General features: G+C 67.1%; 20 protein-coding genes. 8 read left to right on the forward strand and 12 right to left on the reverse strand.

Annotation, left to right across the window (positions count from 1 at the left end):
• The first annotated feature begins 11 nt into the window (after nucleotides 1–11).
• Nucleotides 12–1,259 (forward strand): App1 family protein phosphatidate phosphatase, encoded by a 1,248-nt coding sequence (locus tag ACTODO_RS02580; protein ID WP_003791075.1) that lies wholly within the window; start codon nucleotides 12–14, stop codon nucleotides 1,257–1,259.
• 95 nt (nucleotides 1,260–1,354) lie between these two features.
• Here ACTODO_RS02580 and ACTODO_RS02585 read toward each other — a convergent pair whose 3' ends face one another.
• A complete protein-coding gene (locus ACTODO_RS02585) occupies nucleotides 1,355–1,969 on the reverse strand; it encodes a LytR C-terminal domain-containing protein (protein WP_196773357.1) in 615 nt (204 codons plus the stop codon).
• Nucleotides 1,970–2,173: 204 nt separating this feature from the next.
• Between ACTODO_RS02585 and ACTODO_RS02590 the strand changes: the two genes are divergently transcribed.
• On the forward strand, nucleotides 2,174–3,322 hold the full coding sequence (locus ACTODO_RS02590) for an acyl-CoA dehydrogenase family protein (protein ID WP_003791079.1): 1,149 nt from the start codon (nucleotides 2,174–2,176) through the stop codon (nucleotides 3,320–3,322).
• A gap of 66 nt (nucleotides 3,323–3,388) precedes the next feature.
• On the opposite strand, the gene ACTODO_RS02595 is transcribed toward ACTODO_RS02590, so the two are convergent.
• From ACTODO_RS02595 to ACTODO_RS02615, 5 genes are all read right to left on the reverse strand, one after another.
• Nucleotides 3,389–4,630: a variant leucine-rich repeat-containing protein gene (locus ACTODO_RS02595; protein WP_003791081.1), complete on the reverse strand. Its 1,242-nt coding sequence runs from the start codon at nucleotides 4,628–4,630 to the stop codon at nucleotides 3,389–3,391.
• Between the two features lie 116 nt (nucleotides 4,631–4,746).
• A complete protein-coding gene (locus tag ACTODO_RS02600; RefSeq protein WP_003791085.1) occupies nucleotides 4,747–5,610 on the reverse strand; it encodes an anaerobic ribonucleoside-triphosphate reductase activating protein in 864 nt (287 codons plus the stop codon).
• Nucleotides 5,561–7,426 (reverse strand): ribonucleoside triphosphate reductase, encoded by a 1,866-nt coding sequence (locus tag ACTODO_RS02605; protein ID WP_003791087.1) that lies wholly within the window; start codon nucleotides 7,424–7,426, stop codon nucleotides 5,561–5,563. Before ACTODO_RS02605 ends, ACTODO_RS02600 begins: the two co-directional genes overlap by 50 nt.
• 502 nt (nucleotides 7,427–7,928) lie before the next feature.
• Nucleotides 7,929–8,453, reverse strand: coding sequence for a DoxX family membrane protein (locus ACTODO_RS02610; protein ID WP_003791092.1), 525 nt, complete (start codon nucleotides 8,451–8,453; stop codon nucleotides 7,929–7,931).
• Between the two features lie 742 nt (nucleotides 8,454–9,195).
• On the reverse strand, nucleotides 9,196–10,287 hold the full coding sequence (locus ACTODO_RS02615) for a phosphatase PAP2 family protein (RefSeq protein ID WP_003791093.1): 1,092 nt from the start codon (nucleotides 10,285–10,287) through the stop codon (nucleotides 9,196–9,198).
• 261 nt (nucleotides 10,288–10,548) lie between these two features.
• On the opposite strand from ACTODO_RS02615, the gene ACTODO_RS02620 reads away from it, so the two are divergent.
• From ACTODO_RS02620 to ACTODO_RS02645, 6 genes are all read left to right on the forward strand, one after another.
• On the forward strand, nucleotides 10,549–11,007 hold the full coding sequence (locus ACTODO_RS02620) for a YbjN domain-containing protein (protein ID WP_034512581.1): 459 nt from the start codon (nucleotides 10,549–10,551) through the stop codon (nucleotides 11,005–11,007).
• Nucleotides 11,004–11,486, forward strand: a complete 483-nt coding sequence (locus ACTODO_RS02625; RefSeq protein ID WP_003791098.1) for a YbjN domain-containing protein — start codon at nucleotides 11,004–11,006, stop codon at nucleotides 11,484–11,486. The genes ACTODO_RS02620 and ACTODO_RS02625 overlap by 4 nt, the downstream gene beginning before the upstream one ends.
• 125 nt (nucleotides 11,487–11,611) lie before the next feature.
• Nucleotides 11,612–14,191, forward strand: coding sequence for a DEAD/DEAH box helicase (locus tag ACTODO_RS02630; protein WP_003791100.1), 2,580 nt, complete (start codon nucleotides 11,612–11,614; stop codon nucleotides 14,189–14,191).
• A gap of 113 nt (nucleotides 14,192–14,304) precedes the next feature.
• Nucleotides 14,305–14,760 (forward strand): hypothetical protein, encoded by a 456-nt coding sequence (locus ACTODO_RS10295; protein ID WP_003791102.1) that lies wholly within the window; start codon nucleotides 14,305–14,307, stop codon nucleotides 14,758–14,760.
• 27 nt (nucleotides 14,761–14,787) lie between these two features.
• The gene (locus ACTODO_RS02640) at nucleotides 14,788–16,332 is read left to right on the forward strand and encodes a hypothetical protein (protein ID WP_003791104.1); all 1,545 of its coding nucleotides are present in this window, start codon (nucleotides 14,788–14,790) and stop codon (nucleotides 16,330–16,332) included.
• Entirely contained in the window at nucleotides 16,311–17,510 is a 1,200-nt protein-coding gene (locus tag ACTODO_RS02645) for a S8 family peptidase (RefSeq protein WP_034511877.1), read from the forward strand. Before ACTODO_RS02640 ends, ACTODO_RS02645 begins: the two co-directional genes overlap by 22 nt.
• A 1,483-nt stretch (nucleotides 17,511–18,993) precedes the next feature.
• Here ACTODO_RS02645 and ACTODO_RS02650 read toward each other — a convergent pair.
• The 6 genes from ACTODO_RS02650 to ACTODO_RS02675 all read right to left on the reverse strand — a co-directional run bounded on the left by ACTODO_RS02650 (nucleotide 18,994) and on the right by ACTODO_RS02675 (nucleotide 23,524).
• Entirely contained in the window at nucleotides 18,994–19,371 is a 378-nt protein-coding gene (locus tag ACTODO_RS02650) for an Rv3654c family TadE-like protein (protein ID WP_034512586.1), read from the reverse strand.
• Between the two features lie 50 nt (nucleotides 19,372–19,421).
• Nucleotides 19,422–19,760: a TadE/TadG family type IV pilus assembly protein gene (locus ACTODO_RS02655; protein WP_003791110.1), complete on the reverse strand. Its 339-nt coding sequence runs from the start codon at nucleotides 19,758–19,760 to the stop codon at nucleotides 19,422–19,424.
• Nucleotides 19,757–20,029 carry a DUF4244 domain-containing protein gene (locus tag ACTODO_RS02660; RefSeq protein WP_003791112.1) on the reverse strand — a complete coding sequence of 91 codons (273 nt, stop codon included), beginning with the start codon at nucleotides 20,027–20,029 and terminating at the stop codon, nucleotides 19,757–19,759. Before ACTODO_RS02660 ends, ACTODO_RS02655 begins: the two co-directional genes overlap by 4 nt.
• A gap of 132 nt (nucleotides 20,030–20,161) precedes the next feature.
• Nucleotides 20,162–21,022, reverse strand: a complete 861-nt coding sequence (locus ACTODO_RS02665; protein ID WP_244262499.1) for a type II secretion system F family protein — start codon at nucleotides 21,020–21,022, stop codon at nucleotides 20,162–20,164.
• 383 nt (nucleotides 21,023–21,405) lie between these two features.
• Nucleotides 21,406–22,518: a TadA family conjugal transfer-associated ATPase gene (locus tag ACTODO_RS02670; protein ID WP_003791117.1), complete on the reverse strand. Its 1,113-nt coding sequence runs from the start codon at nucleotides 22,516–22,518 to the stop codon at nucleotides 21,406–21,408.
• Nucleotides 22,511–23,524 (reverse strand): CpaE-like family protein, encoded by a 1,014-nt coding sequence (locus ACTODO_RS02675; protein WP_003791118.1) that lies wholly within the window; start codon nucleotides 23,522–23,524, stop codon nucleotides 22,511–22,513. Before ACTODO_RS02675 ends, ACTODO_RS02670 begins: the two co-directional genes overlap by 8 nt.
• Nucleotides 23,525–23,588 lie beyond the last annotated feature (64 nt).

Consider the following 23,588-nt stretch of genomic DNA (forward strand, 5'->3'; position numbering starts at 1 on the left):
CGCGAGGACCTATGATTGCCATCATGCGCCTCCGACCGCCCCTCATCGACAACGAATCACCGTCGCTCGCGCTCGCCCTGACGGCAGGCGTGGGTGAATTTGCCTCGTCTCTGCTGGTCGCCGCCATGTCGCAGGGCTGGTACTACCCGGGCGTGGTCGGATTCGGCGGCATCGGCTCTGAACGCAGCGCCCGCATCCTCGGCCGCGTCCTCATGGCGCGCGGCGACGACGGTCGTTCCTGGCTGCAGACCCGGCGCGGATGGCGCCAGTTCTTCAACGCGCAGGTCCCCCGCCAGCCCGTGCTCATCACGGTCGGCAACGCGCGCCGACTCACCTTCGCGGACCGCGGCGGATTCGTCGACATGACGATTCTGGGCCACGGCCTCGAGCCCGGCTGGCACGACGCGACCATCCAGGTCCTGCACGCGGGCGACGTGCGCGCACTCGGCCTGTCCGAGGACACCGCCACCAAACTCGCGACCACTCTGCGCACGGCGACCCCTCTGCCTGCCCCGGCCTCGGCGATGTACGAGCGCCCCCGCAAGGGCCATATCCGCGCCGGCCGCCCCACCTCCGTTCGACTGCGCATCGTGTCGGATCACGAGCATTTCGGCGTGGTCTCTGACATCGATGACACCGTCATGGTGTCGATGCTCCCGCGCCTGGTCACGGCCGCGAAGCACGCCTTCCTGGACCGTGTATCTTCGCGCGAGGCCGTCCCCGGCATGGCGCACCTGCTGACAACGCTGACGACGTCGTCGGCCTCGTCGGAGGTCGTGCCCGAGGGCACCCACGCCCCCATCATGTACCTGTCCACCGGCGCGTGGAACGTCGTGCCGACGGTGCGTTCCTTCCTGGAGCGCTCCGGCTACCCGGCCGGCGGCTTCCTCATGACGGACTTCGGCCCCTCGAATACGGGATGGTTCCGTTCGGGGCCTGAGCACAAGCGCCGCGAGCTGCGCCGCCTGGCCCGCATGTTCCCGCACATGCGCTGGCTCCTCGTCGGCGACGACGGACAGCACGACCCGGAGATCTACGCGGAGTTCGCTCGCGAGTTCCCGCAGTACGTCGCGGGCATCGCGATTCGTTCCCTGTCCGAGATCGAGCAGTTCATGGCGCACGGCAGCTTCGAGGCCATGGTGCCCGACGCCCTGTGGACCGTCCCTGAGTCCGTCCCCGTCTGGTACGGGTCGGACGGCGAGGCGCTCCTGGAGAACATACGAGGCCGTGGCACGGCCGGGCCGCTGACCGGCCGCTAACCGCGACGTCCCCATCGCCCGCGGCTCTCTACGCTCAACGAGCGCCGCAGCCGATGCGAAAAGGCCGCCCACTCGGGGCGGCCTTTTCTTCTGTCTTAGTCCTGCTTCGTGCCCGACATCGGTCGGCACTTCGCGGGCTGCTCGATCGAGTCGTTGGACTTGAGGACTCGCTGCACGTCCTCGGCGCTCATCGTGTCGTCGTAGAAGGTGCCAAGTTCGACCGTGACGGTAGCATCCTCAGCGTCGCTGAGGCGCACGTGGGAGCCGGGGAAGAATCGGGCCACCGAATAGGCGGCGTCCACCGAGTCCGCGCGTGCCGTGATGCGCACCTTGCCGGTGTATTCGACGTCCGAGTTCGCCGGTTCCTCGGTCTGGAAGCCGGCGGTTGAGAGCATATCCGTGGCCTTGGAGGCCAGGCCCTGGTGCTGGGTCGTGTTGATGACCGTGACGGTGACCTGCGAGGGGGCCACGGGCTTCGCGTCCACCTTCGGACACGGGATGTCACCGGTCTCGGCGTACTTGACCTTGACGGAGAAGTCATTGCCGAACGGGACGGGAACGATTCCCGTGAACACGAGGGCGGCCGCCACCGCGGCCACTATCATCGCGATGCCGATGATAGCGAACGTCGTGTTCTGGCGCTGCTGACGCTCGCGCAGGAAACGCTGACGCGGAGTGAGGGCAGGGCGGGGCGCGTTCGGAGTACTCACAGCATCCACCCTAGCTAATAGGGGCGGCCCGAGGCCAGACAACGCCCCGTCAGGCACATTACATCTCGCCCACACGTCCCACTCAGCGTTACAGTTAGGTCACCCTGAGTAACGGGGCCATTACACGCGCTACCACCCCTCGAAGGGCACCGCCGTGTGCTAGGCGCCCCGTCCTCGTTCACCCCCACCGAAAAGAGGACCGCGATGAGCTTCCTGGATTCCGACCTGCTCGCCCGCATCCACGAGCGCGCCGCCGACGCGGACGCCGCCAACACCTACCCCGAGAAGGATCTGGAGGAGCTGCACGAGGCCGGATACCTGTCGGCCTTCGTCCCCACCGAATTCGGGGGCGCGGGTCTGAGCCTGACCGAGATCGCCGCCGAGCAGACGGCGCTAGCCAAAGCGGCTCCCGGCACGGCACTGGGCATCAACATGCACCAGATCATCGTCGGCCTCGGTCGCTACCTGGTCGCCAACGGCAACGCGCGCGGTGAGCAGATCCTGCGCGACGCCGTCGCCGGCGAGGTCTTTGGCTTCGGCATCTCCGAGCCAGGCAACGACCTCGTGCTCTTCGGCTCCACAACGCGCGCGATCGCGACCGCAGACGGCGGCTACTCCTTCGAGGGCACCAAGATCTTCACCTCCCTGTCTCCCGTGTGGACGCGCCTGCTCATCTTCGGGCGCGCAGAGACCGAGGAGGGCCCCAAGTCCGTGTTCGGCATCGTCCACCGCGACGACGAGGGTTATTCGATCAAGGACGACTGGAACACGCTGGGTATGCGCGCCACCCAGTCCATGACGACCCTGCTCGAGGGCGTGACCGTGCCCGAGGAGCGCATCCTCACGATCACGGATCCGGGACCGAGTGCCGACCCGGTCATCTTCGGCATTTTCTCCCACTTCGAGATCCTGCTGGCCGCCACCTACCAGGGCGTCGGCGAGCGCGCGGTCGAGGTGGCCGCCGAGCACGTGGCAACGCGCCGCTCGGTGAAAAACCAGACGACCTACTCCAACGACCCCGACATCCGCTGGCGCATCGCCGAGGCCGCCCTCATCATGAACGCGGTCGGCCCGCAGATCCGCGAGCTTGCGCGCGACATCGACGAGGGCGCGGACCGCGGTCGCGGGTGGATGCCGCAGCTGTCCGCCGCGAAGAACGCGGCCGCCGAGGCCACGCTGCGCGCCGTCGAGCAGGCCATGCGCGCATGCGGCGGCAGCGCCTACTACAACACGCACGAACTCTCGCGCCTGTACCGCGACGCGCTCGCCGGCCTCTTCCAGCCCTCCGATCAGGAGTCCCTGCACGCCGCGTGGGCAAACCTGATCCTGGGCCCCATCGAGAAGGCTCAGTAGGCTTGCGCAGACTTAAGGGGCGGGCCCGAGGATGTCCTCGGGCCCGCCCCTGTTATGCGCGTGATGTCAGTCGTTCCAGCTGAACTTCTGGGGGCCGATCTCGCCGGTCGTACCGGTCATCCAGCCGCCGCGTGCCAGCGCGAAGGACTGGCCGGTCTTCGTGTTCCAGCAGCTGATGCCATCCTGGGTGGAGTGGCAGGCGTAGTCACCCTTGGTCGCTGCGGCGCCGTACGCGAGGGCGTTGCCGCCGCCCGGCACCGCGGCCTCGCAGGACTGGCCCGCCTTGTCCTTCGAGGCGGTGAGGACGCCGACCTGGCTGCCGGAGCAGGAGGCGTATCCGTCCTCGGCCCAGTCGGATTCCTTGATGCCGCAGCTGACGCCATCAGCGGTGAAGGAACAGGTGATGTTGCCGGACGGGGACGAGAAAGAGTCCACGGTGATCGCGCCGGCGGGCGCCGGGTACTTGACGGGTTCCTCCGTGGTCGCGCTCGGGGAGGGCGTCGCGTGTGCGGGCGACGAAGAGGAGGCCGAGGGGGTCGCGTCCGAGCTCGTGGCCGGGCCCTCGTATCCGCGCGTGAAGACGTAGATGACGAAGCCGAGAAGGATCACGGCGATCAGGCCAAGGATGCCCAGGACGACGCCCATCATCGGGAAGCCACGGCGTTCCTTCTCTTCCTTCGGCGCAGCCTCCTGCGAGACAGTGGGCTGCACCTGGTGGGAGGCGCCGGCGCCCGGGTAGGCCTGCGGCGCGGACTGGGGGCGCGCGGGGGTACCCGACGCGCTGGGGTAGGACGAGCCGAAGGACGCGCTCGGGTAGACGGCGGTCGCCTCGGGATCCTGAGCCCCCTTACTGCCTATGATGGACTGACGCTGCACCTGGGCGACGACCTGCTCGCGAGCACCCACCTGCGGGACAGGAGCATTCGTGCCGACGACCGCAGAGTAGGGGGTGGTGCGCTCGACCTGCGAGTAGGAGTTCACGCCACCCTGACCGAGGACGTACATGCCGGATTCGGAGGTACGGATCGACGAGCCGGCGACCGCGCCGGACACGTCTCCGTGCATAACGAGGTAGCCGTTGGAGTCGATGTAGCCGTCATAGTCGTCGCGAGCCTCGAGGGCCGCGTTGACCTGCGGGTCGTTGAACTGGTGCAACCAGTCAAGCAGCCCGCGATAAGCGTGCGGATGCGCGGCCACGGCCGGGCGCAGCTCGGGGTAGCGGTACGCCAGCTGGCGCAGCGCTTCGGCGTCGGTCGACGGGTCCTGGGCAGCCGCCGCAGGATCGTCGAAGTGCAGCTCTTCAGCCATCGAAACTCCAGACTTCACGGTCACGAGGTTGTTACACAATACCGCGATCAGTGGTCACAAGTGAAACCTTCCCCATATTTATTCCCAACATGCGGCGCTGTCACTTGACAAATGCTCTACGAGTCCCCACGGAAGATAAACCTCTCAAAGTCCAGCGTTTCGATGTCCCGCGCGAGGGAACGAACCTGGTCGTCCCACCCAGGCCTCGTCGCGGAAAAGCCGTCGGGCGTCCCCAGGTCGCGCGCCTGCTGAAGGGCGAAGATCCTCACCCCCATCTCGCGTGCCCGCGCCGCCACCTCGAAGCCGTCTCCAGGGCCGTCCGGGTAGACGGTCAGGCGCACCTCGTGGTCCACCTCAGGGTGAGCCAAAACGATGCTCAGCGACTCCCACGCCCGCTCGCCCGCGCCGCTGCGCCCGGCCACAGCCTCGTAATTGCCCCGGGTTGCCTTCACGTCGATGCCCACCCAGTCGACGAGGCCCGCGCCGAGCAGCTCCTTGAGGCGCCTCGGGTAGGGTCCCGCGGTATGCAAGCCCACGCCAAAGCCGAGCTCGCGCACGCGCGCCATCGCCGCCCCGAGCGCGATCTGGCGGGTCGCCTCGCCGCCGGAAAACACGACGCCATCAAGGAGGCCTCGCCTGCGCGCCAGCAGATCCTCGAGCGCTCCCCACGCGACCACGCCCGGGATGCGCGGGTCGATAATCGCACTGTTGTGGCAGTACGGGCACGCCCACGGGCACCCCTGCAGGAACAGGGACGCCGCGAATTTCCCCGGCCAGTCCACGGTCGACATCGGCACGAGGCCGGCGATCTGCAGGTCGTCCGGCGTCCACTCGCGCGCATCCCGCCCCCCGACGAGGCCGGGGACGCCCAGGCTCAGCGTGCCCTCCCGGGTTGCCCCGGCATCGTCGTCATGGGGACGGGCGCCCACGTCAGCGACTCCCCGCGGGAGGGAACGCGCTGACGAGCTCACCGTGCGCATCCGCGGCGCTCTCAGAGAACATCTGGCGCTCGTGGTACTCGCCCTTCTTGCCGATGTTGAAGGACTGGACCGGGCGGAAGTAGCCCATGACGCGCGTCCACACCTCGCAGGCCTGCGGCTCCGCGTGGGGGTGGGCAGCCGCGCACTTCTCACAGGTGAAGTGCTCACCAGCCAGGTAGCCGTGGACCGGGCAGATCGAGAAGGTCGGCGTGATCGTGATGTAGGGGACCTTGAAGGCCGTCAGCGAGCGGCGCACCATCTCTTTGCAGGCCTCGCCCGAGGACACGCGCTCACCCATGTACAGGTGCAGGACCGTGCCGCCCGTGTACTTGCCCTGCAGGACCTCCTGATCCTCAAGGGCCTGGAACGGATCATCCGTGTATCCCACGGGAAGCTGCGAGGAGTTCGTGTAGTAGGGCTCATCGGGCGTGCCCGCATGGATGATGTCGGCGAAGCGCTTTCGGTCCTCCTTCGCGAAGCGGTAGGTCGTCCCCTCCGCGGGGGTCGCCTCCAGGTTGTACATGTGGCCGGTGGCCTCCTGGAGCTCGACCATGCGCTCGCGCACTCGATCCAGGATGCGCACGCACATGTCGAAGCCGCGCGGGTCCGTCAGGTCGTAGGCGTCGTCGCTGAAGTTGCGCACCATCTCGTTCATGCCGTTGACGCCGATCGTCGAGAAGTGGTTATCAAGCGTGCCCAGGTATCGCTGCGAGTAGGGGAAGAGGCCGTGGTCCATGTGGTACTGGATGGTCTCGCGCTTGATTTCGAGGGACTTCGAGGCCAGGTCGATGAGCTCATCCATGCGCGCGACAAGACCCTCCTCGTCGCCCTTGTAGAGGTAGCCGAGGCGCGCCATATTGAGCGTGACCACGCCAATCGAGCCGGTCAGCTCCGCCGATCCGAAGAGGCCGTTGCCGCGCTTGAGGAGCTCACGCAGGTCCAGCTGCAGGCGGCAGCACATGGAGCGGATCATGTGCGGGTCCAGGTCGGAGTTGATGAAGTTCTGGAAGTAGGGCAGGCCATACTTCGCGGTCATCTCGAAAAGGGCGTCGACATTCTCGCCCTCCCAGTCGAAGTCGGGCGTGATGTTGTAGGTCGGGATCGGGAACGTGAAGACGCGGCCGTCCGCGTCGCCGCCCGTCATGACCTCGATGAACGCACGGTTGATGAGGTTCATTTCCCGCTGCAGCTCACCGTAGGTGAAGTCGACGACCTCGTCACCGATGAGGGGATGCTCGTCCGCGAGGTCATCCGGGCACGTCCAGTCGAAGGTCAGGTTCGTGAACGGGCACTGGCTGCCCCAACGCGAGGGCACGTTCAGGTTGTAGATGAGCTCCTGCATGCACTGCACGACGTCCTCGTACTCCATGTCGTCCAGGCGCACGAAGGGGGCCATGTAGGTGTCGAAGGAGGAGAATGCCTGGGCGCCCGCCCACTCGTTCTGGAGAGTGCCGAGGAAGTTGACGATCTGGCCGCACGCCGAGGAGAAGTGCTTGGGCGGGGCCGAGGCGATCGCGCCGCCCACGCCGTTGAAGCCCTCCTGGATGAGGCGCTTGAGGGACCAGCCGGCGCAGTATCCGGCGAACATGTCGAGGTCGTGAATGTGGTAGTCGCCCTCGCGGTGCGGCGCGCCGATCTCGGGGGTGTAGACGTGTTCGAGCCAGTAGTTGGCGACGATCTTGCCCGCCGAGTTCAGGACGAGTCCGCCGAGCGAATACCCCTGGTTCGCGTTGGCATTCACCCGCCAATCGGAGCGGTCGAGGTACTCCTGCACGGTTGCGATGGCGTCGACGTCGTAGCGGGGTGCGCTAGTCATTGTTCTTCCTGTCTTGATTCCGTTGTGTGCCGCGGGCTGCTGGGCACTGGGTGGGAGATGTGTGTGGTGTCGTGGGACTGCGTGGGGCGGCGTGCGCCTCTGACCCTGCGCTTCGGTGGGCGGCGGGCCGGTACTGCTGTTCGGTCGCGTGATCGACACGTCGTGGATGCTCCACCCTCGTGGGGCGAGGCCGTAGCACTGTGGGTGGAGGTGGTTTCCTCCGCCCGGCGTGAGGCTCCCCTAGATCTAGGGGAACGCGACCATCAATCACTAGATGTAATGCTTGATGCGAACAGTGACCACTATATCTAGTGTCATACGTGCGTCAGAAGCACGACGCGCGCGACGATCAGTTCCGCTCATCACGCGCGCGCTTTTTCAGCATCCACCGAGGACTAACGTCCCATTGTGGAGCCGCGCCCCGCGCTCCCCAGCCTGCCGCCAACACAGCGAGGCCGCGACCGGAAACACGGCCACGGCCTCGTTGAGACAGTCGGACGAATCAGATGAGGAAGGGCAGCTTCTTGACGAGCCCCAGGCCCTTCCACCACGAGCCCAGGCCGAGCGTATCGCCCGCGCTGGTCAGCGGAATCAGGATGAGAACGAGAGCGTAGACCAGGTGCTCATTGACGACCGGATTGAGGGAACCCCACACCCACGGGGCGACCGCCGCGTACATGAAGCCCAGCATGACAACGCCTGCGACAGCCGCGAGGCGCGTGCCAATGCCCAGCAGGAAGGCCAGGCCGATACCCAGGAGGCCCAGCATGAACAGCCAATCCATGGCGGGCATGGCCAGCGACTCGAAGAAGGAGGCCAGGGGCTTGCCGGTCGTCGCGCCCGTCAGGTAGCTCTGCGCCGGCGTGCCGCCGTTGATCCACGCGCGCGAGGGGCCCGTCGAATAGTGCAGGCCAAACGTCTTATCCAGGAACGACCACAGGAAAATGAAGCCGACCGCGATGCGCAGCAGGGCCAGGACGAAGCGCGCGGGCTTGGAGGTGACGACGGCTGATGCGGGACGAGGCATGTCAGTCCTTTCGGGACGGAACTGCAGGTGGGCGTTGTGTGGGCGTCGACAGCGTGCCGCCCTCTCCCATTATCCACTGCCCAAACCCCGCAACGCTAGGGACATTCCACCAGCCCAGCCCAACTGGAAGATGGCACGAGGTTGATGGACCCTTCGAGCAAACAACTGCACACAAGTGGCGGCCCAGCGAAACCCGTGACACCACTGCTCAGGCGTCCAGGGGCAACCTTGAAACCAGCGACACCTTTGCTCGCCCACAATGCCGCAAAGACACACATTTCGAGCGAGCAAAGGTAATGGCGGTTTCACCCACGCACAAAGACCGGGCCACAAAGGTGACAGCGGTTTCAGCCTGGCAACGCGTTGCACCGAAAAGGCACGCAATGCGGCAAGCGAGGTGTGGACGCGACACCTGCGCGGTGACGACGAGGCCTGACCGGGCTCCGAGACGACGCGCCAATCAGCGACCAAGCGCCACCGGTGTGGAGGGCGCCGGAGGGACCGAAGGGCACGGTCGGGCTTCGAGACGCGGCGCCGGGCGAAGCGAAGTCGCCTAGTCTCGCGGGCGGCCGGGCCCTCCGGCGCCCGGAACACCCGTGGAGCCACAAGCAACACACGCAGGAAGGACGACGCGCCGAGCGAAGCTCGCGGCGCGGACGGCCAGCGGGCGGGCCGCCACCCACCGGCACACACAGCGGCCGGGCCCGACAGCGCCCGGAACACCAGCAGCGCTCAGAAGGAATTACTCGCCCGCGAGGCGGTCAACCTCGTGCATGATGAGGCCGCACACGGCGCTCACCCACGCGACGGCTGCGACGCCGAGGACGCGGGAACGCCAGGGCCTTAGCTGCAGGAAGTCCTCAAAACCGTAGCCGGATCCTGGGGACGCGGCGGACATACTGAAGCCCCACATGGCGGCGCCGGTGGCCAGCAGCGCGATGACGATGAGTCCGAGGCTCACCCACACCATGACGCGTTGGACTTTCGCGCCGTGTCGGGGGCGCCGCTCGATGGGCGACAGGGCGAGGGCCCACGCCCCAGCGATGAGGGCGGCGGTAATGACGTCGGAGGGGCGGTGCCAGCCTTCCATCATGACGGACACGCCCATGAGGGATGTCCACGCCCAGCCGATCCACGCGGACGGGCTGCGGAACCACTGGGGCGCGACCACGATGAGGGCCAGCGACAGGGTGACGGCGACGGTGGTGTGCCCGGAGGGCAGGGAGTTGCCGGCACCCGTCGTGACGCCCAGATTCGGGCGGGTGAGGATGTAATCCTTGAGGATCTGCGTCGTGATGTTAGCGCCGATGACAGCGCCGAGGGCACGCCCTGCGAGCGTGGGCCGCCGTCGCGCAGCGGCAACGAGGGCGACGACGATGCCGGCCGCGACCATAACGGGCACGGACACGATGCCGGTGATGAGGGTGGAGAAGGCCTCGTAGCGCCTCGCGGAGCGCATCGTGCCCTCCATGAGGATCGTGTCGAGGACCTGCCCGGGCGCGGTCGAGAGCGCCACGTGACTGATGAGCATCGTCAGCACCAGGCAGGTGGCGACTCCCCCGAGGCGTCGGGCGAGCTTGCGCCGGTACCAGGAGTCGGAGGTCAGGCGACGAGGCTGGGGCCCGCTCGCCGGGGCCTCGCCGTTGGTCTGGGGGCCGGGAGCGCGCCCTCGGGTGGGCCGCTGGGTAGCGGGGGCGCTGTCCGCTCGGGAGGAGCGACCGGCGGTCTCGGCGGATGCCGACAAGCGCGCGCGGGGGCGCACGGGGCGTGAGCCTTTGGTGTAGGACTCGTCGACGGTGGGGTCGGAGGGCAGGGCGGCGTTGGGGTCGTCCATGGTGTCCTCCGTTCGTGTCGATGCGATATTTCGTATCCACTGTAGTGGAGGGACGCGCGGGCGCGTGTATTGGTTCCGCTTTCTCGCGAATCGAAGGCAAGCACACAGCGGGTGGGCGGCCGGCGTACCTGCCCTCTCCTCGTTGAAAAGGCGTGGGAGGCCCCGTGTCAAGACTTGTCGGACAACGTGGGCGCGCGCGGGAGAGAGGCCTCGGTTACAGTGGGGGTGTCCGATTCTGTATGTCTCACGCGGGAGTTGTCAGTGGCTGCATCTTCACCTGTCAGCACCGATCGCATTCGGGATTTGCTGCGTTCCCGGGACGTGCGTTTCGGCGACTACAACGAGGGCGAGCTGGCGTATCTGACGCCGAACGCCGCTTTTTTCTGGAATGCGACAAACCCTCAGATTTTGCAGTTGCGCGCTCAGTGGCGCGGGATTGCGCGCACGCCGGAGCAGTTCGGTGAGCTTGCCCGCGAGGTCGCGGCCTGCAATTCGACGCGCACGGGCCCGAAGGCGTACTTGGCGCCCCTGGAGGATGGCACGCAGTACGGCCTGATCGCAGAGTGCAACGTTGTGGTCATGTCGGGACTTACGCAGGCTCAGTTGGATAATTTCTTTGAGACGTCCATGTCGATGATCATGGGTTTCTTCGCGGATCTTGAGGTGACGTTGCCCGGGTTCGTCGATTGGGATTCCCAGGGTCGGGAGGTGTCGCTGTGAACGTTCCATACCTGGTGCCCGAGGATGAGGTAACCCCCTACCCGGCCGATTTTGAGCGGGTCGTTCAGGCCGTGCGCGAGATGGGTTACGCGCTGGACGTGATCGAGAAGGGTCGTGCGGCGGGCGCTATTTTTGACGAGATTCCGTTCCTCGTGTCTTTCGATGCGGCGGGTCGCTTCCTGTCGATTCGCGCGCTGTGGGAGTCGGATCTGCCGGCCGAGAGCGCGGAGCCCGCGCTGTTCGCGACGGCCGACAACTGGAATCGCGAGAAGTATTTCCCGACGGTGTACACGGCGACCTCACCGGAGGGGACGCTGGGCGTGTACGCGGATTTCGTGGTGGACACGGAGGCCGGCCTGTCAGACGTGCAGCTGCGTGACGCGATTTCGTCGGGTATTTCGACAGGTATCGCGGCAATCCAGTACGTGAAGGAGTCCGCCTCCGAGGCGCTGGGGCTCGGTGAATCCGGGCGCGAATGAGCGCTGACCTCTCACCTTCTTCACAGACGTCTTCGTCGAACGAGGCCGGGGCTTCCTCGCCCGGTCAGGCACGCAATGGCCTGTCCTCTCCTTCTCCCGCGCACCTGCTCGATGTTCTGGAGCGCATGAGCGCCGAGGATGATCGGCTGCTCGGCCACGTGACGCTGCCGGGCCGATCGGGAAAGATCGCGGATTGGCCGCAGTGGGTGTCGCCCGCGGTCGTGGACGCGTGGGCACGCCGGGGCGTGGAGCACCCGTGGATTCATCAGCGCGAGGCCTTGGACGCTGTGCGCGAGGGCCTTGACCCCGTGCTCGCGACGGGCACGGGGTCTGGCAAGTCGCTGGCCGCGTGGACGCCGATCCTCTCCGACCTGGTGGAGGCCGAGGATTCCTCGCGTATTTCCGCGATTCACCGCCGCCCGACGGCCCTGTACCTGGCTCCGACGAAGGCTCTGGCGGCGGACCAGCTGGCTTCGCTCATGTCGCTGCTCGGCCAGGATGGCAAGTCCGCCGACGCACAGGCGAGCGCAGGCGCGGAAGGAAGCCCCAGCCTCGTCGATGAGAGGCTGCGCCGCGTGCGCGCGACGACCGTGGACGGGGATACGCCGCGCGAGGCGAAGGAGTGGGCGCGCGCGGGCGCTGACCTGATCCTGTCGAACCCTGATTTCCTGCACTACGTGATGCTGCCGTCGCACCAGCGGTGGTCGCGTTTCCTGGCGTCGCTGCGCCTCATCGTCATCGACGAGGCCCACCATTGGCGAGGCGTGACCGGCTCGCACATCGCGCTGGTCGTGCGCCGTCTGCTGCGCGTCGCCCACCACCTGGGGGCGGATCCGCGCGTCGTCATGCTGAGCGCGACCGTGCGCGACGCGGCTGCGGTCGGGCACGCGCTCACGGGCCGCGACGCGGTCGCCATCACCGAGGACGGATCGCCTGCGGGCGCCCACGAGCTGGTGCTGTGGCAGGGCGCGATCATGGCCGACGAGTCCGAAGTCGACATCTCTTCTTTCTTGGAGGCCCTCGACGCGCCGCCCGGCACGGCCACCCTCAAGGTCCCGATCGTTCGACGCAGCGCCGGGGTTGAGGCCGCCAACCTGGCCACCGCTTTCGTCGAGGAGGGGGCGCGCCTCCTCGCCTTCGTGCGTTCTCGCGCGGGGGCCGAGGCCGTGGCCGCTCAGGTGCGCGACCGGCTCTCGGCGCGTGGTTCCGCGAACGCAGGCCGGGTGGGCGCGTATCGCGGCGGTTACCTGCCCGAGGAGCGCCGAGCGCTCGAGGAGGCGATCCGCACGGGAGGAGTGCGGGCGCTCGCCACGACGTCCGCACTTGAAATGGGCCTGGACATCTCAGGCCTGGACGCGACGATCACGGTCGGCTGGCCGGGCACGCGCGCGTCCCTGCGCCAGCAGATCGGGCGCGCGGGTCGCGCGGGCGCGCCGGGCACGTCCGTACTCATCGCTTCCGCCAACCCTCTCGACGCGTACCTGGTGCGCCACCCGGAGCACATTCTCGGCGAGGTCGAGGCCTCCGTCATCGACCCCTCCAACCCGTGGGTGCTGGCCCCACACGTCGCCGCCGCGGCTGCCGAGATACCGATCACCCCATCCGATATCACCTACTTTGGCCAGGAACTGCGAGGCGTGACCGAGCGCCTCGTCGCCGACGGGTATCTCAAGCACAGGCCCGCCGGATACTTCTGGGACGCCACTCGTGCCGAGCGTCCCAGCGACCTCACCGACCTGCGCGGAGCCGCCGGCGACGTCCAGATCGTCGACGCGGCCACCGGCACCGTCGTCGGCACCATCGACCAGGCCTCCGCCGACGCCCACGTCTTCCCCGGCGCCATCTACATCCACCAGGGGCGCACCTTCCACGTGCTGAGCCTCACCTCCCTCGCCACACCCACCGCTCCCGCCACCCAGGGGTGGCCACGCGCACTCCTGCCCGAGGCCCCGGGCGGCACCCGGGGAACCGAGCGCCTCGGGGGCGGGGAGCGGGAGGGGGCCCAGGCCTCGTCGATCATCATCCCACCCGCGCGGACGGGCGACGCGCGCGTCGCCCTGGTCGAGGAGGTGCGCACTCCCCTGCGCACACGCTCGACGACCCACACGAGCGTCGAGGTCTGCGCGATCGAGGAGACCTACGTGTGCGGGGACGGCACGGTCACCTGGCATCACGGGCCGACGAACGTGTCGACGCGGGTCACCGACTATGACCTGCTGCGCCTGCCCGGGCTCGAATTCATCCGCAACATCGAGCTGTTCCTACCCACCCACACGCTGCCAACGAAGTCCACGTGGTTCACCCTCACCCCGACGGCGCTGGCCACGATGGGGATCGAGGCCGCGGACCTGGCGGGAACCCTGCACGCCACCGAGCACGCGATGATCGGGATCCTGCCCATCGTCGCGACCTGCGACCGCTGGGACCTGGGTGGCCTGTCCACCGAGCTGCACGACGACACGGGCGCGCCCACCGTCTTTATCCACGATGCGTTCCGAGGCGGCGCCGGGCACGTGCTCGCCGGCTTTCACAGCGCGCGGTCCTGGGTGGCCGCGACCCTCGAGGCCATCTCCTCCTGCGACTGCGAGTCCGGGTGCCCACGCTGCGTCCAGTCCCCCAAGTGCGGCAACGGCAACGAACCCCTGTCCAAACAGGGCGCGATCACGCTGCTTGCCTATTTGTTGCAGCGAGCACCCGGGGCGTGATGCGGTGCCGTCATATGACTTGTTTTCTTGAACGCCTGATCATATGCTGATCAGCGTCTCATTTTATTCCGCAGGACACGTGTTTGGCGGACTCGCTACGCAGGAGGTGCGCCGTGGCTGACGTCGCTTTCGATTCCAACAAGCATGCCCAAACTCGGCAGGATGTCGAGCACGGGGGGGCGGCAATAGCCTCCAGCTCCGAGGCAATCGCCCGCCTTACGGACGGACAAAACGAGCGCTTTTGGACCGATGAGGCGGGCCCTCAGGCACTGCGGAACGCCTTTATCGCCTTCCTCGGCGCCTGCGGTGATATCGCCACTAACGAGCGCGACACTCTCCGCTCCTTCGGGCGCAATGTCGATCAGGCGATCGAGGACTTTGCCGCCGTTGAGCAGGCAACGGGGGACGAGCTGAAGGCGCTTCGCGACTCGATGGGGGACCCGTCGGTCTACACGTCACCGACGCCCCCCTCCGCGTCACCTGCCGGGGGGTCAGCACCGAGCACCGATCCCGCGACGACGGCTGGCACCAATGGCGCGCCCACCCAGGAAGCACAGACAGAGTTCTGAGCCGAGACGCACGATAGGAGACAGACCATGGTGAGCAGCCCCATGTATGACCGCCTCATGAAGTTCGTTGAGGGAGTCGAGGAGTCCCACAAGCTCAGCGGCTACGATTGCGAACATTCCACGATCATTGCCGGAATAGGCATGATGAGCGCCAGCGTGTCCCACTTCAAGGAATACCAGGGATTCGAGGGACAGACGGGCGAGGCCATTGACGGCTGGATCGATCAGGCGCAGAAACGCTACAGCAGCGAACGACAGGCGTACGTGACCGGAACCGAGCACTACGTCGAGGGTCGACGCTTGCTGATGCACGCCGCCGAGGATGCAAAGCTCCTGTCCCCAACCCTCCTGGACAAGGCCACCGAGTCAATGCGGGATCTTGCTCAGGTCGTCATTCCGGTCGCAAAGCACATGGGTCCATTCGGAGAGCCCATCAACACGATCGCCACGACCGGCGCTGCCTACGTGGACGCGATCGAGGCGCAGGCAAACGCACAGCGCGAGGCCGCAGCCACGGCGATCCTGCAGCGTGTCAACGACGAGGCGCAGAAGCTCGCCGACCAGTTGCACGCGCACACGGAGGAGCTTAAGGAGATTAAGGACGGTATTGATGATAGGTATTTTCCTTCCCACCCAGGCCCCTCTAGCCCATCCGTGTCGAATCAATTAAGCCAGGGCAACATGTGGGTCTCACCCCACGAGGCAGGCGTATACGGGGCCAGCCGCGATGACGACTACGGCCGTTCCGACCTTCGGGGTCAAGGATCGGGCCTGTACGCGGACGGATACGACGAGGGCGGTCCGATCAGCGACCGCATCATGTCCTCGAAGCGCATTCCCAACCAATACATCTCCGAAGGAGAGCTTGGATCCCGTCTGAACCCCGTCACCGATCCGCAGGACCTGATGGATATTGACCTGCTGCACACGCGCGTCAACGGTGACCGTCACGCGAACGGCGTCATCGGCGGTCATACTCCCGCTTCTCCCGTCGATCGCGATCACCCTCTATGGCGTCTCAACGGTGGCCCTGCCAGCGAATCGTCGACGGCTGGTCGCCTCGGCGGCACCGGTATGCTCGGCGCAGGGGCACTGGGCCTTCGCGGGTCCGCTCGCATGGGTTCTGCCGCATCCAGCATGGGTCGAGCCGGTGGAGCGGGAGCCGGAGGATCGGCTGCTTCAGCTGCCCTGCGTACCGGTTCCTACTCCGGTGCCGGATTCGGCAAGTACACGCCGCCAACTCCTGCGGGTGCGACGGGGGTTGGTGCCAACGGAGCCTCTGGAGTGACGGGCATGTCAGGGGCGTCCGGCGCGAATGGCGCTGGAAGCTCCACGGCCGGCGGTCGCACCCAGGGAGCCGGCGGTTTCATGGGCGCTGGTGGCGCTGGCGCCGGAGGAAAGAGGGACGAGAAGAAGGCCCAGCGACGCCGCTACACGCCGTTCCGCTTTGAGGACGATGAGGACGAGCTGCCCGAGGGCTACGTGAACCCCATGTCGCAGACCTACGGGTCCGACAAGGACATCGCCCCTGTACCTCGCAAGGACGACGGATGGGATCCCCGCCAATGGTGACACGCACGAACAGCACTGCACGCCTGCTTGGCGTTGCGGCCTCGACCCTGGCGCTCGCCACGGGTGCCACCGCACTACCCTCCGGCCCGGCCCATGCGGCGGACACCATCACAGCCGCCGACCAGCCCTATTTCGCGTACTACCACCTCGACCAGGCGCGCGCGAAGGGCTACACCGGGCAGGGAGTCACCATCGCAATCCTGGACGGCGAGGTCGACACCAGTGCGCCCGAGCTGGCGGGTGCCGACATCACCGATAAATCGCCCTGCACGGTGACGTCTTCAACTGCATCCATCAGCCACGGTACCGCCATGGCCGCCCTCCTCGTGGCGCACGACTACGGCATCGCTCCCGATGCAAAAATCCTCTCATACCGATTGGTTTTTTCCGATGACTCAGCTGGCTCAGATTGTTCGGGCGTCTCTGGTATTGACAAGAATGAAGCCTCATCGCTGATCAATACTGCGATTAATGACGGCGCTCAGATCATCAGTATTTCATCGTCTAACAAGGCTGGAACGACTCCTCTCAAGTGGGCAATAGCACGAGCAATATCCCAGGGGATCATCATCACCGCGGCCGCCGGTAATGATGCAAAGAACGAAACGGATGTCACCTACGAAAAATGGTCCGGTGTCATCGGCGTAACTGCCATTGATATCAACGGGAACTTCCAAGATTACTCCTCATGGGGCGAAGGCGTCGTCAGCGCAGCTGTAGGAGGTCCTTTGAAGGCGCGGAATTATTCGAACGGACAGCTTGAAGAGGTCAACGGCACATCCGTCTCGACTCCTCTCGTCGCTGGCTCTCTCGCGCTCGCCCGCCAGAAGTGGCCCCAGGCCACCACGAATCAGCTCCTTCAGCTTCTCATTCACACGGGGACCAACCCGGACCACACGTGGAACAAGTACACGGGTTACGGCGGTGTTGCGCCCGGTGCAATGGTCAACACGGACCCCAGCCAGTATCCGGATGAGAATCCTCTGGCAGTCAAGGACGGCGGTTCCAGTCCGACGCCCGACGAGGTTAAGCAGTACACCGACGGTGTGGTCTCTCCCTTTGAGATCGCCTACGACAACTCCTACATATACCGGGGCCTGGACGAGAACAAGATCGGCGACAGCCGAAACCCCTACCCCACTCACCTGGGGACCAGCCCGCGCTACCACGGCAAGTAAGCCCACGGGGGCGCGGGGCGTCGTTTGGTGTGTCCGCTTGATGCCTAGCTATGGCTACCAACCAGCAATTTCGCATGCAATTCCCCCGCGACTCTTTCAAACATTGAATTTGCATTGTTGGAAGTGCGCCACTTTCAGGCATTGCTGAAACTTCATCCAATCGAATTGCATGCGGAATTGGGGGATGAAGACTCATCTCTATAACCGCGCTTGTTCCTCGCGGCATTGCGCTACTTACGGGAGTATGCACTGCCTAGTAGCTAGCGCAATGGTGTGCGAGCGGGTGCACTGCTTGCCTATTCGGTGCGACGCGTTGCCGGGCTTGAAACCGGTGACACCTTTGCAGGTCTGTGTGGGTGCGGGCTTGAAACCGGTGACGCCTTTGCGTGGGGAAAATGCTGGTTTTCCGGGTGTTGTGGGCTCGCAATGGTGCTGTTGGTTTCATTGGTCGGCCTCGGGGAGGCGTGCAGTGGTGCTGTCGGTTTCATTGTGCTCCATGCTGGTGCCTTCCGTGCATTGGGGACGTCAAGGCTCGGGACATGGTGGGGATTTTGCACTACATGAAGCTCTCCGGCCGCGTGTCACCGGCGTGTCGCGGTTCTAATGACGCTATTTCCCCCATTTGGTGGTGCGATCACCGCCTGACGCAGCGCATGGTGACCCTCGTGTCGTGCAATTTCCCCCGTTTGGTGGTGGTGAGGCCGCAACGTGAGGTGGTGTGCTCGCCAAAGTGCAGACCCATTGGGTCACAACAGCCAAAAATAGGCCGTTTTGGATGAATGGGTCTGTACTTTGGCGGATTCGGTGTCACTCTCGGTGTGCTGCTCGCACACGAACCCCTCAACGTGCGCGTTAACCCGTTGATACGCACGTAAACCCCTAGATGTGCACCTGGGCGGGGCTGCCTACGTGCATGTCATCGGGCCCGCGTGCGGGTAAGAGGGCCCGGGTGCATGTCATCGGGCCCGCGTGCGGGTAAGAGGGCCCGGGTGCATGTCATCGGGCCCGCGTGCGGGTAAGAGGGCCCAGGCGCAGGTCATCGGGCCCACGTGCGCAGGACGCGTTCACAGAAACAGAAGCGGGGCCTGACGACTCGCAGGCATCCCGACGCCCTCTATCTATATGCCCAGGGAGACGACGGAGGCAAGACCCCGAAGGGTCCCACCTCTCGTTGCACGCGGTGGCCGCGCCGTCGGCGCTGACAAGTCACGCTACCAGCAACACGCAGTGTCCTATAACCCCGCATCCGTGACATCGCTCGGGCCGAATGCGCTCAGTGCACGAAACCCGCCAGCACATACTCGAAGGGGCCGGCCATAAGGCCGACCCCTTCGAGTATCCCATCAACACAGTGCAAGTCTTCTGATGCGCTCCCTTTCTCGGCTCACCCTTTGTGGGTGTCGCCCTTGGCTTGATGACTATTAGTGTACGGACCCCACCTGTGGGAACCATTGAACGAACCTGGCAATTTCCTGTGAATTTTTCACCGCTCGGGTCCGGCGCGCGCCCGAGCACTCACATTCGTTGAATAACCGGCGATTCTTACTGGCTGCGTGAGGACCACCAGGCAGTCGAGATCACGCACCTCGCAGGATTGAACGCCCACGCCATTCGCCTCAGCAACGGCGAAGGCCGCCCCGCATGGCCGCTCCCCCACGTCCTCCCAGCCGGCCGTTGCTGACTGCTCTGCCCCGGCCAGAGCCGCCAGGTCGGCGACGGCCTGCAGGCGCACCCGCTCGCGGTGGGCGACGCCAACACCGCCAAGGACCACCACAAGCACAAGGGCCAGGACGATGAGCCCCACGGAATTGATGGTCCCCGACCCTTCCTCGTCGGAACGGTCGCCGGCACGCCCATACACGACAGGCTCACCTCGGTACACAGCCGCCACCCTACCTCGTGATCGCAGCGTCACGGCAGGTCCCCCTCGTCGATGGTGGTCACCGAGCATCGGGCGATGCCCCCGACCCAGCCGGCTGCCCCTCGGTAGGGGGCGGTGCCGGTGACGCTCACCCACCCGCCGGTGCGTGTCACCTCGTAGGATCCGGGCGGGTAGGAGGCCGAGGCCGCTCCCTGCGGGTCGGTCTGCCCGATGGAGGCGGCCCGCGCGCCCTCGCGCACCGCCTGACACAGGGATGTTCCGGTCATCCCCGCCTGAGCAGCAGCGACGATGACACCGACGACGAGGGTGACGGCGACGAAACCGATGGCGTGTTCGACGGTGACGTATCCGTTCTCGTCGCTGTTCATCGGGTGTTGAGCGCCTCCTGAATGATGGATTCGAGGGCGGCTCGCACCGTGTCCGATTTGAGGATTACGATGAGCAGGCCCGCGAATCCGGCGGCTGCGATGGTGCCGATCGCGTACTCGACGGTGGTCGCGCCCTCCTCGGGGTCGCGCCCCTCGGTGGGCTCGGCCGTGGTCCGGGGCCGCAGGGCCCGAACTCCCTCCTGCACGGCCGCCATCGCGATGAGCTGAGCGCGCGTGGCTGCGCAGTCGATTCTGTCGATGATCGTCATTGATCTGTCCTTTCTTCCGTTGCGCGCGGTCGCGCGCAGGGCCAGTGTGCGCGGGACCGTCCCACGTTTCCAGGCGGATTCGCACCCCTGTGGATAACCAACGAGGCCCCGCAACCCCTGTGGATAACCCGCCTACACGCCGATTCCTCCCACGAGATGCGCAAGCAGGGGTGCGATACCCAGGGACAGGAAGGCGGGCAGGAAGAAGACGCCGAGCGGACCGACAAGGCGGACGCTCAGCTCCTCGGCCTGCGCCTTCGCATCGACGAGGCGGGAGCGACGCTCCCACGCGGCACTGCGAGCGAGCAGCGTTTCCGGGGAGGTTCCGCTGGTCCACGAGGCCTCAAGCGCATCACGCAGGGGATGGCTCCACTCGGGGGTGTCCTCCCATGCGTCCGCCCAGGTCGCCCCGAGCCGCAGCGAGGCGGCGGCCCACGTCAGTGCCTCGGTGGTACTGGCGTCGGCCAATGCGTCGAGAGCGCGGGGAATTGCCGCGCCGCAGGCCAGGGCGGAGGCAACGAGGTCGCAGGCAAGCGCGCCGTCTATCCCCTCCTCGACGCGCCTGCACCGAGCAAGGATCCGTCGACACGAGGCGACGCCCGCCGCCCACGCGGCCACACCCACGAAGGCGCACATCCGCCCCGCTGCTCCTCCCATGTAGAACTGCCAGGGCGATGCCCCCAACGCGAGCGCGCACGCGATCCCCACGAGGGGAAGGGCCGCGAGGACACGCGCGGACATGAGCGGGCCGGCGGCGGCGACGCGACGCGCCTCCTCGAGCGCCTGCGCGTCGTCTATCGCGCTGCCGATCGCGTCGAGAACGTCGGCGAGGGGCGCTCCGAGGTCGTGGCTGAATCGGCAGGCGAGGGCGACGGATGCGGCGCTCACACGGGATGCGGCCACTCCCGGTGCCCTTTCTACTCTGCGCAGGGAGCGCCAGCGCGTCGGCGCGCGCGCCCACTCGTCGAGGACGGCAGGGTAGGAATCATCCACGCCGACGCTCCCTCCCGCATCGATGCGCGCCAATGCGAGGCCCCAGGCAAGGGAGGTGGGGGCTCCCGCGCGCAGACGGGTCGCAACCTCAGCGACGAGGAGGGAGAGCTCGCGCGGGGTGGGTGGGCCCTGTGCGCGGCCTCGGTGGCGCGCGGATCTTCCCGGCCCGGGGATTAGCCGACCCCACCGCCCCCGGGCCTCGCGCCCCGGGCTACGGACGCACGTCGGCCGCGCCCATGCGCGCGCGATGCGCTTCTCACGCGCTCCCCGATACACCGCAACACAACACTGACAACACAACGCAACCACGCTTATAACGAACACGCTGACCGCCGCCAGATCGCCAAGGCCGAGGCAGTCCGCGAACGCATCCCAGCCCGCCCTCATAGCCCGACCCGTCGGGCGAGGGAGGCCCATACCTCATGCGTGGTGACGCAGCCATCGGCGGTGGCGCTGAGCGCGAGAGCGCACTCAAGAGACCCGCGAGCGCGCGTGAGGACCCCGACCTCGGACACCCATCGGTGCCCGGAGGGGGCTCGGCGCAGGTGGAGGACGGCGTCGATGGCGCTGGCGGCCTGGGCGGCGACGGCATGCTCGCTCATCCCGGCGAGCGCTCCGAGGGCGGCAAGCCGTGCGGGCACGTCGTGCGCCCCGTTGGCGTGGATCGTCGCCCAACCGCCGTCGTGCCCGGTGTTGAGGGCGGTGAGGACGTCGCGCACTTCGGGGCCTCGGCACTCGCCGAGGACGAGGCGGTCGGGGCGCATGCGCATGGCCGCGCGCACGAGGTCGGCGAGGGTGACCGCGCCCCTCCCCTCGACGTTAGGGGCGCGCTCGATGAGGTGCACGCAGTGCGGATGAGCGGGCGCGATTTCTGTGACCTCTTCGATGCAGACGATCCGCTCACCAGCGGGGACAAGGGCGAGCGCGGCGCTCAGGAGCGTCGTTTTCCCACTTCCGGTTGCCCCGCTGACGAGGACGTTCGCGCGCGAGGCGACAAGGGCCCGCAGGAGCGTCCCCACCGCGCCGGGCAGAGTCCCACAGGCCGCGAGATCCGAGATGCCCAGCCGACGGGTGCCAAGGACGCGCAGGGAGATGAGTGTGCCGGATCCCGACACGGGCGCGAGGACCGCGTGGAGGCGCACGCCCCCGGGCAGGGTGCCGTCCGCGATGGGGCGCGCATCGTCGAGGCGCACGCCGCTGGCGCTCGCGAGGCGGATGGCGGCGCGGCGGGCGTCCGCCTCGTCTCTGATACCGGCGTCCACGCGGACGAGGCCGCCTCCTCGATCGACCCACGCCTGAGTGCCGTTGATGAGGACGTCGGTGACGGCTGGGTCGTCGAGGAGGCTCGCGAGGGGCGGGTCCATGCCGCGTTGCCGGGCGCGTAGGGTCTCCAGGGTGGAGGTGACCGCGGCGGCTCCGCAGCCAGGCGGCGCGGACGCGGCGGCCGCACGAGCGGGGTCCTCACCGCGGGCGAGCAGGCGCAGCGCGTCACGCATGGCGCGCCTCGATCGCGAGGAGCTCGCCCGGTGACGACACGGCCCCGCCTGCACACGCGGTGGAGGCGGATTCGAGGGCGCGGATGAGGCCGCGCAGGTCCCGCCCGGGGCGCGTTGGGGCGCGCAGGATGGAACCGGGGGCGCACGCGCGCAGACCGGCTCCCCAACGCTCACCAGCACTCACAAGCGTGATCGCGGGACATGGAGGGGGAACCGCCGTGCATGTCGCTGACAGTGCGGCGGCCCCCTCCACGTCCCCGTGGGTCACGACGATAAGCGCGTCGGCGTGGATCGCGGACACACATCGGGCGGCTCGCTCGTCCCATCGGCCCGCGTCCACGATAAGGGGCGCGTCGAGGGATCGGCACGCGGCGACCACGCGGGGATCGTCGGCGGCGGCACCGCCTCGGGAGTCCCCGACGAGGGCCCGCACGCCCCCGACGACGGGCAGGTGCTCACGCAGCGACGGTAGATAGGAGTCCTCGGATGCGTCGAGATCCGCCCAGCGTACGCCGGGCACATCATGGTCAGCCGCGAGCGCGACACCGGGCACGGACCCGGATGCGTCGACGACGACTGCTTCGCCAGACCTCGCTCGGCGGGCACCGCGCTCCCCGCGCCGCACACCCCCTCGGACACTCCGACGACTCCCGCGCTCGCGTGCCAGCAGCCGCACAATGCCGGTGACCCCAACCCCGCCGGCGATCCCGGCGACCACCCACACCGCACCCGATCGTCGCGTGCGGGAGGATGCCTCGGCAATGAGGGACACGAGAAGCGCGGTGTCCACCGGTAGTCTCACCTGACCGCCCTGCCCGACGCGCACGCAGGGTGTTCCCTCGGGCACGGGAGCCGACGCGGAGGCGAGGATTAACGAGGCTTGGCCCGGGTTCGAGCACACGCGCGCCCCTGCGAGCACTACGGCATTGCGCACGCCGTCGAGGTCGGGTGGAACGAGTCCGATGAGGGCGACGGTTCCTCGATGTGGGGCGACATGGGCGTTCATAAGACGACGATGCGCCCGCACCGGTAATCTGGTCCACCCGCGTGCGCGTCCCTGTGGACAACGC

Origin of the sequence: Schaalia dentiphila ATCC 17982 (genome assembly GCF_000154225.1) — a bacterium.
Classification (GTDB): Bacteria; Actinomycetota; Actinomycetes; order Actinomycetales; family Actinomycetaceae; genus Pauljensenia; species Pauljensenia dentiphila.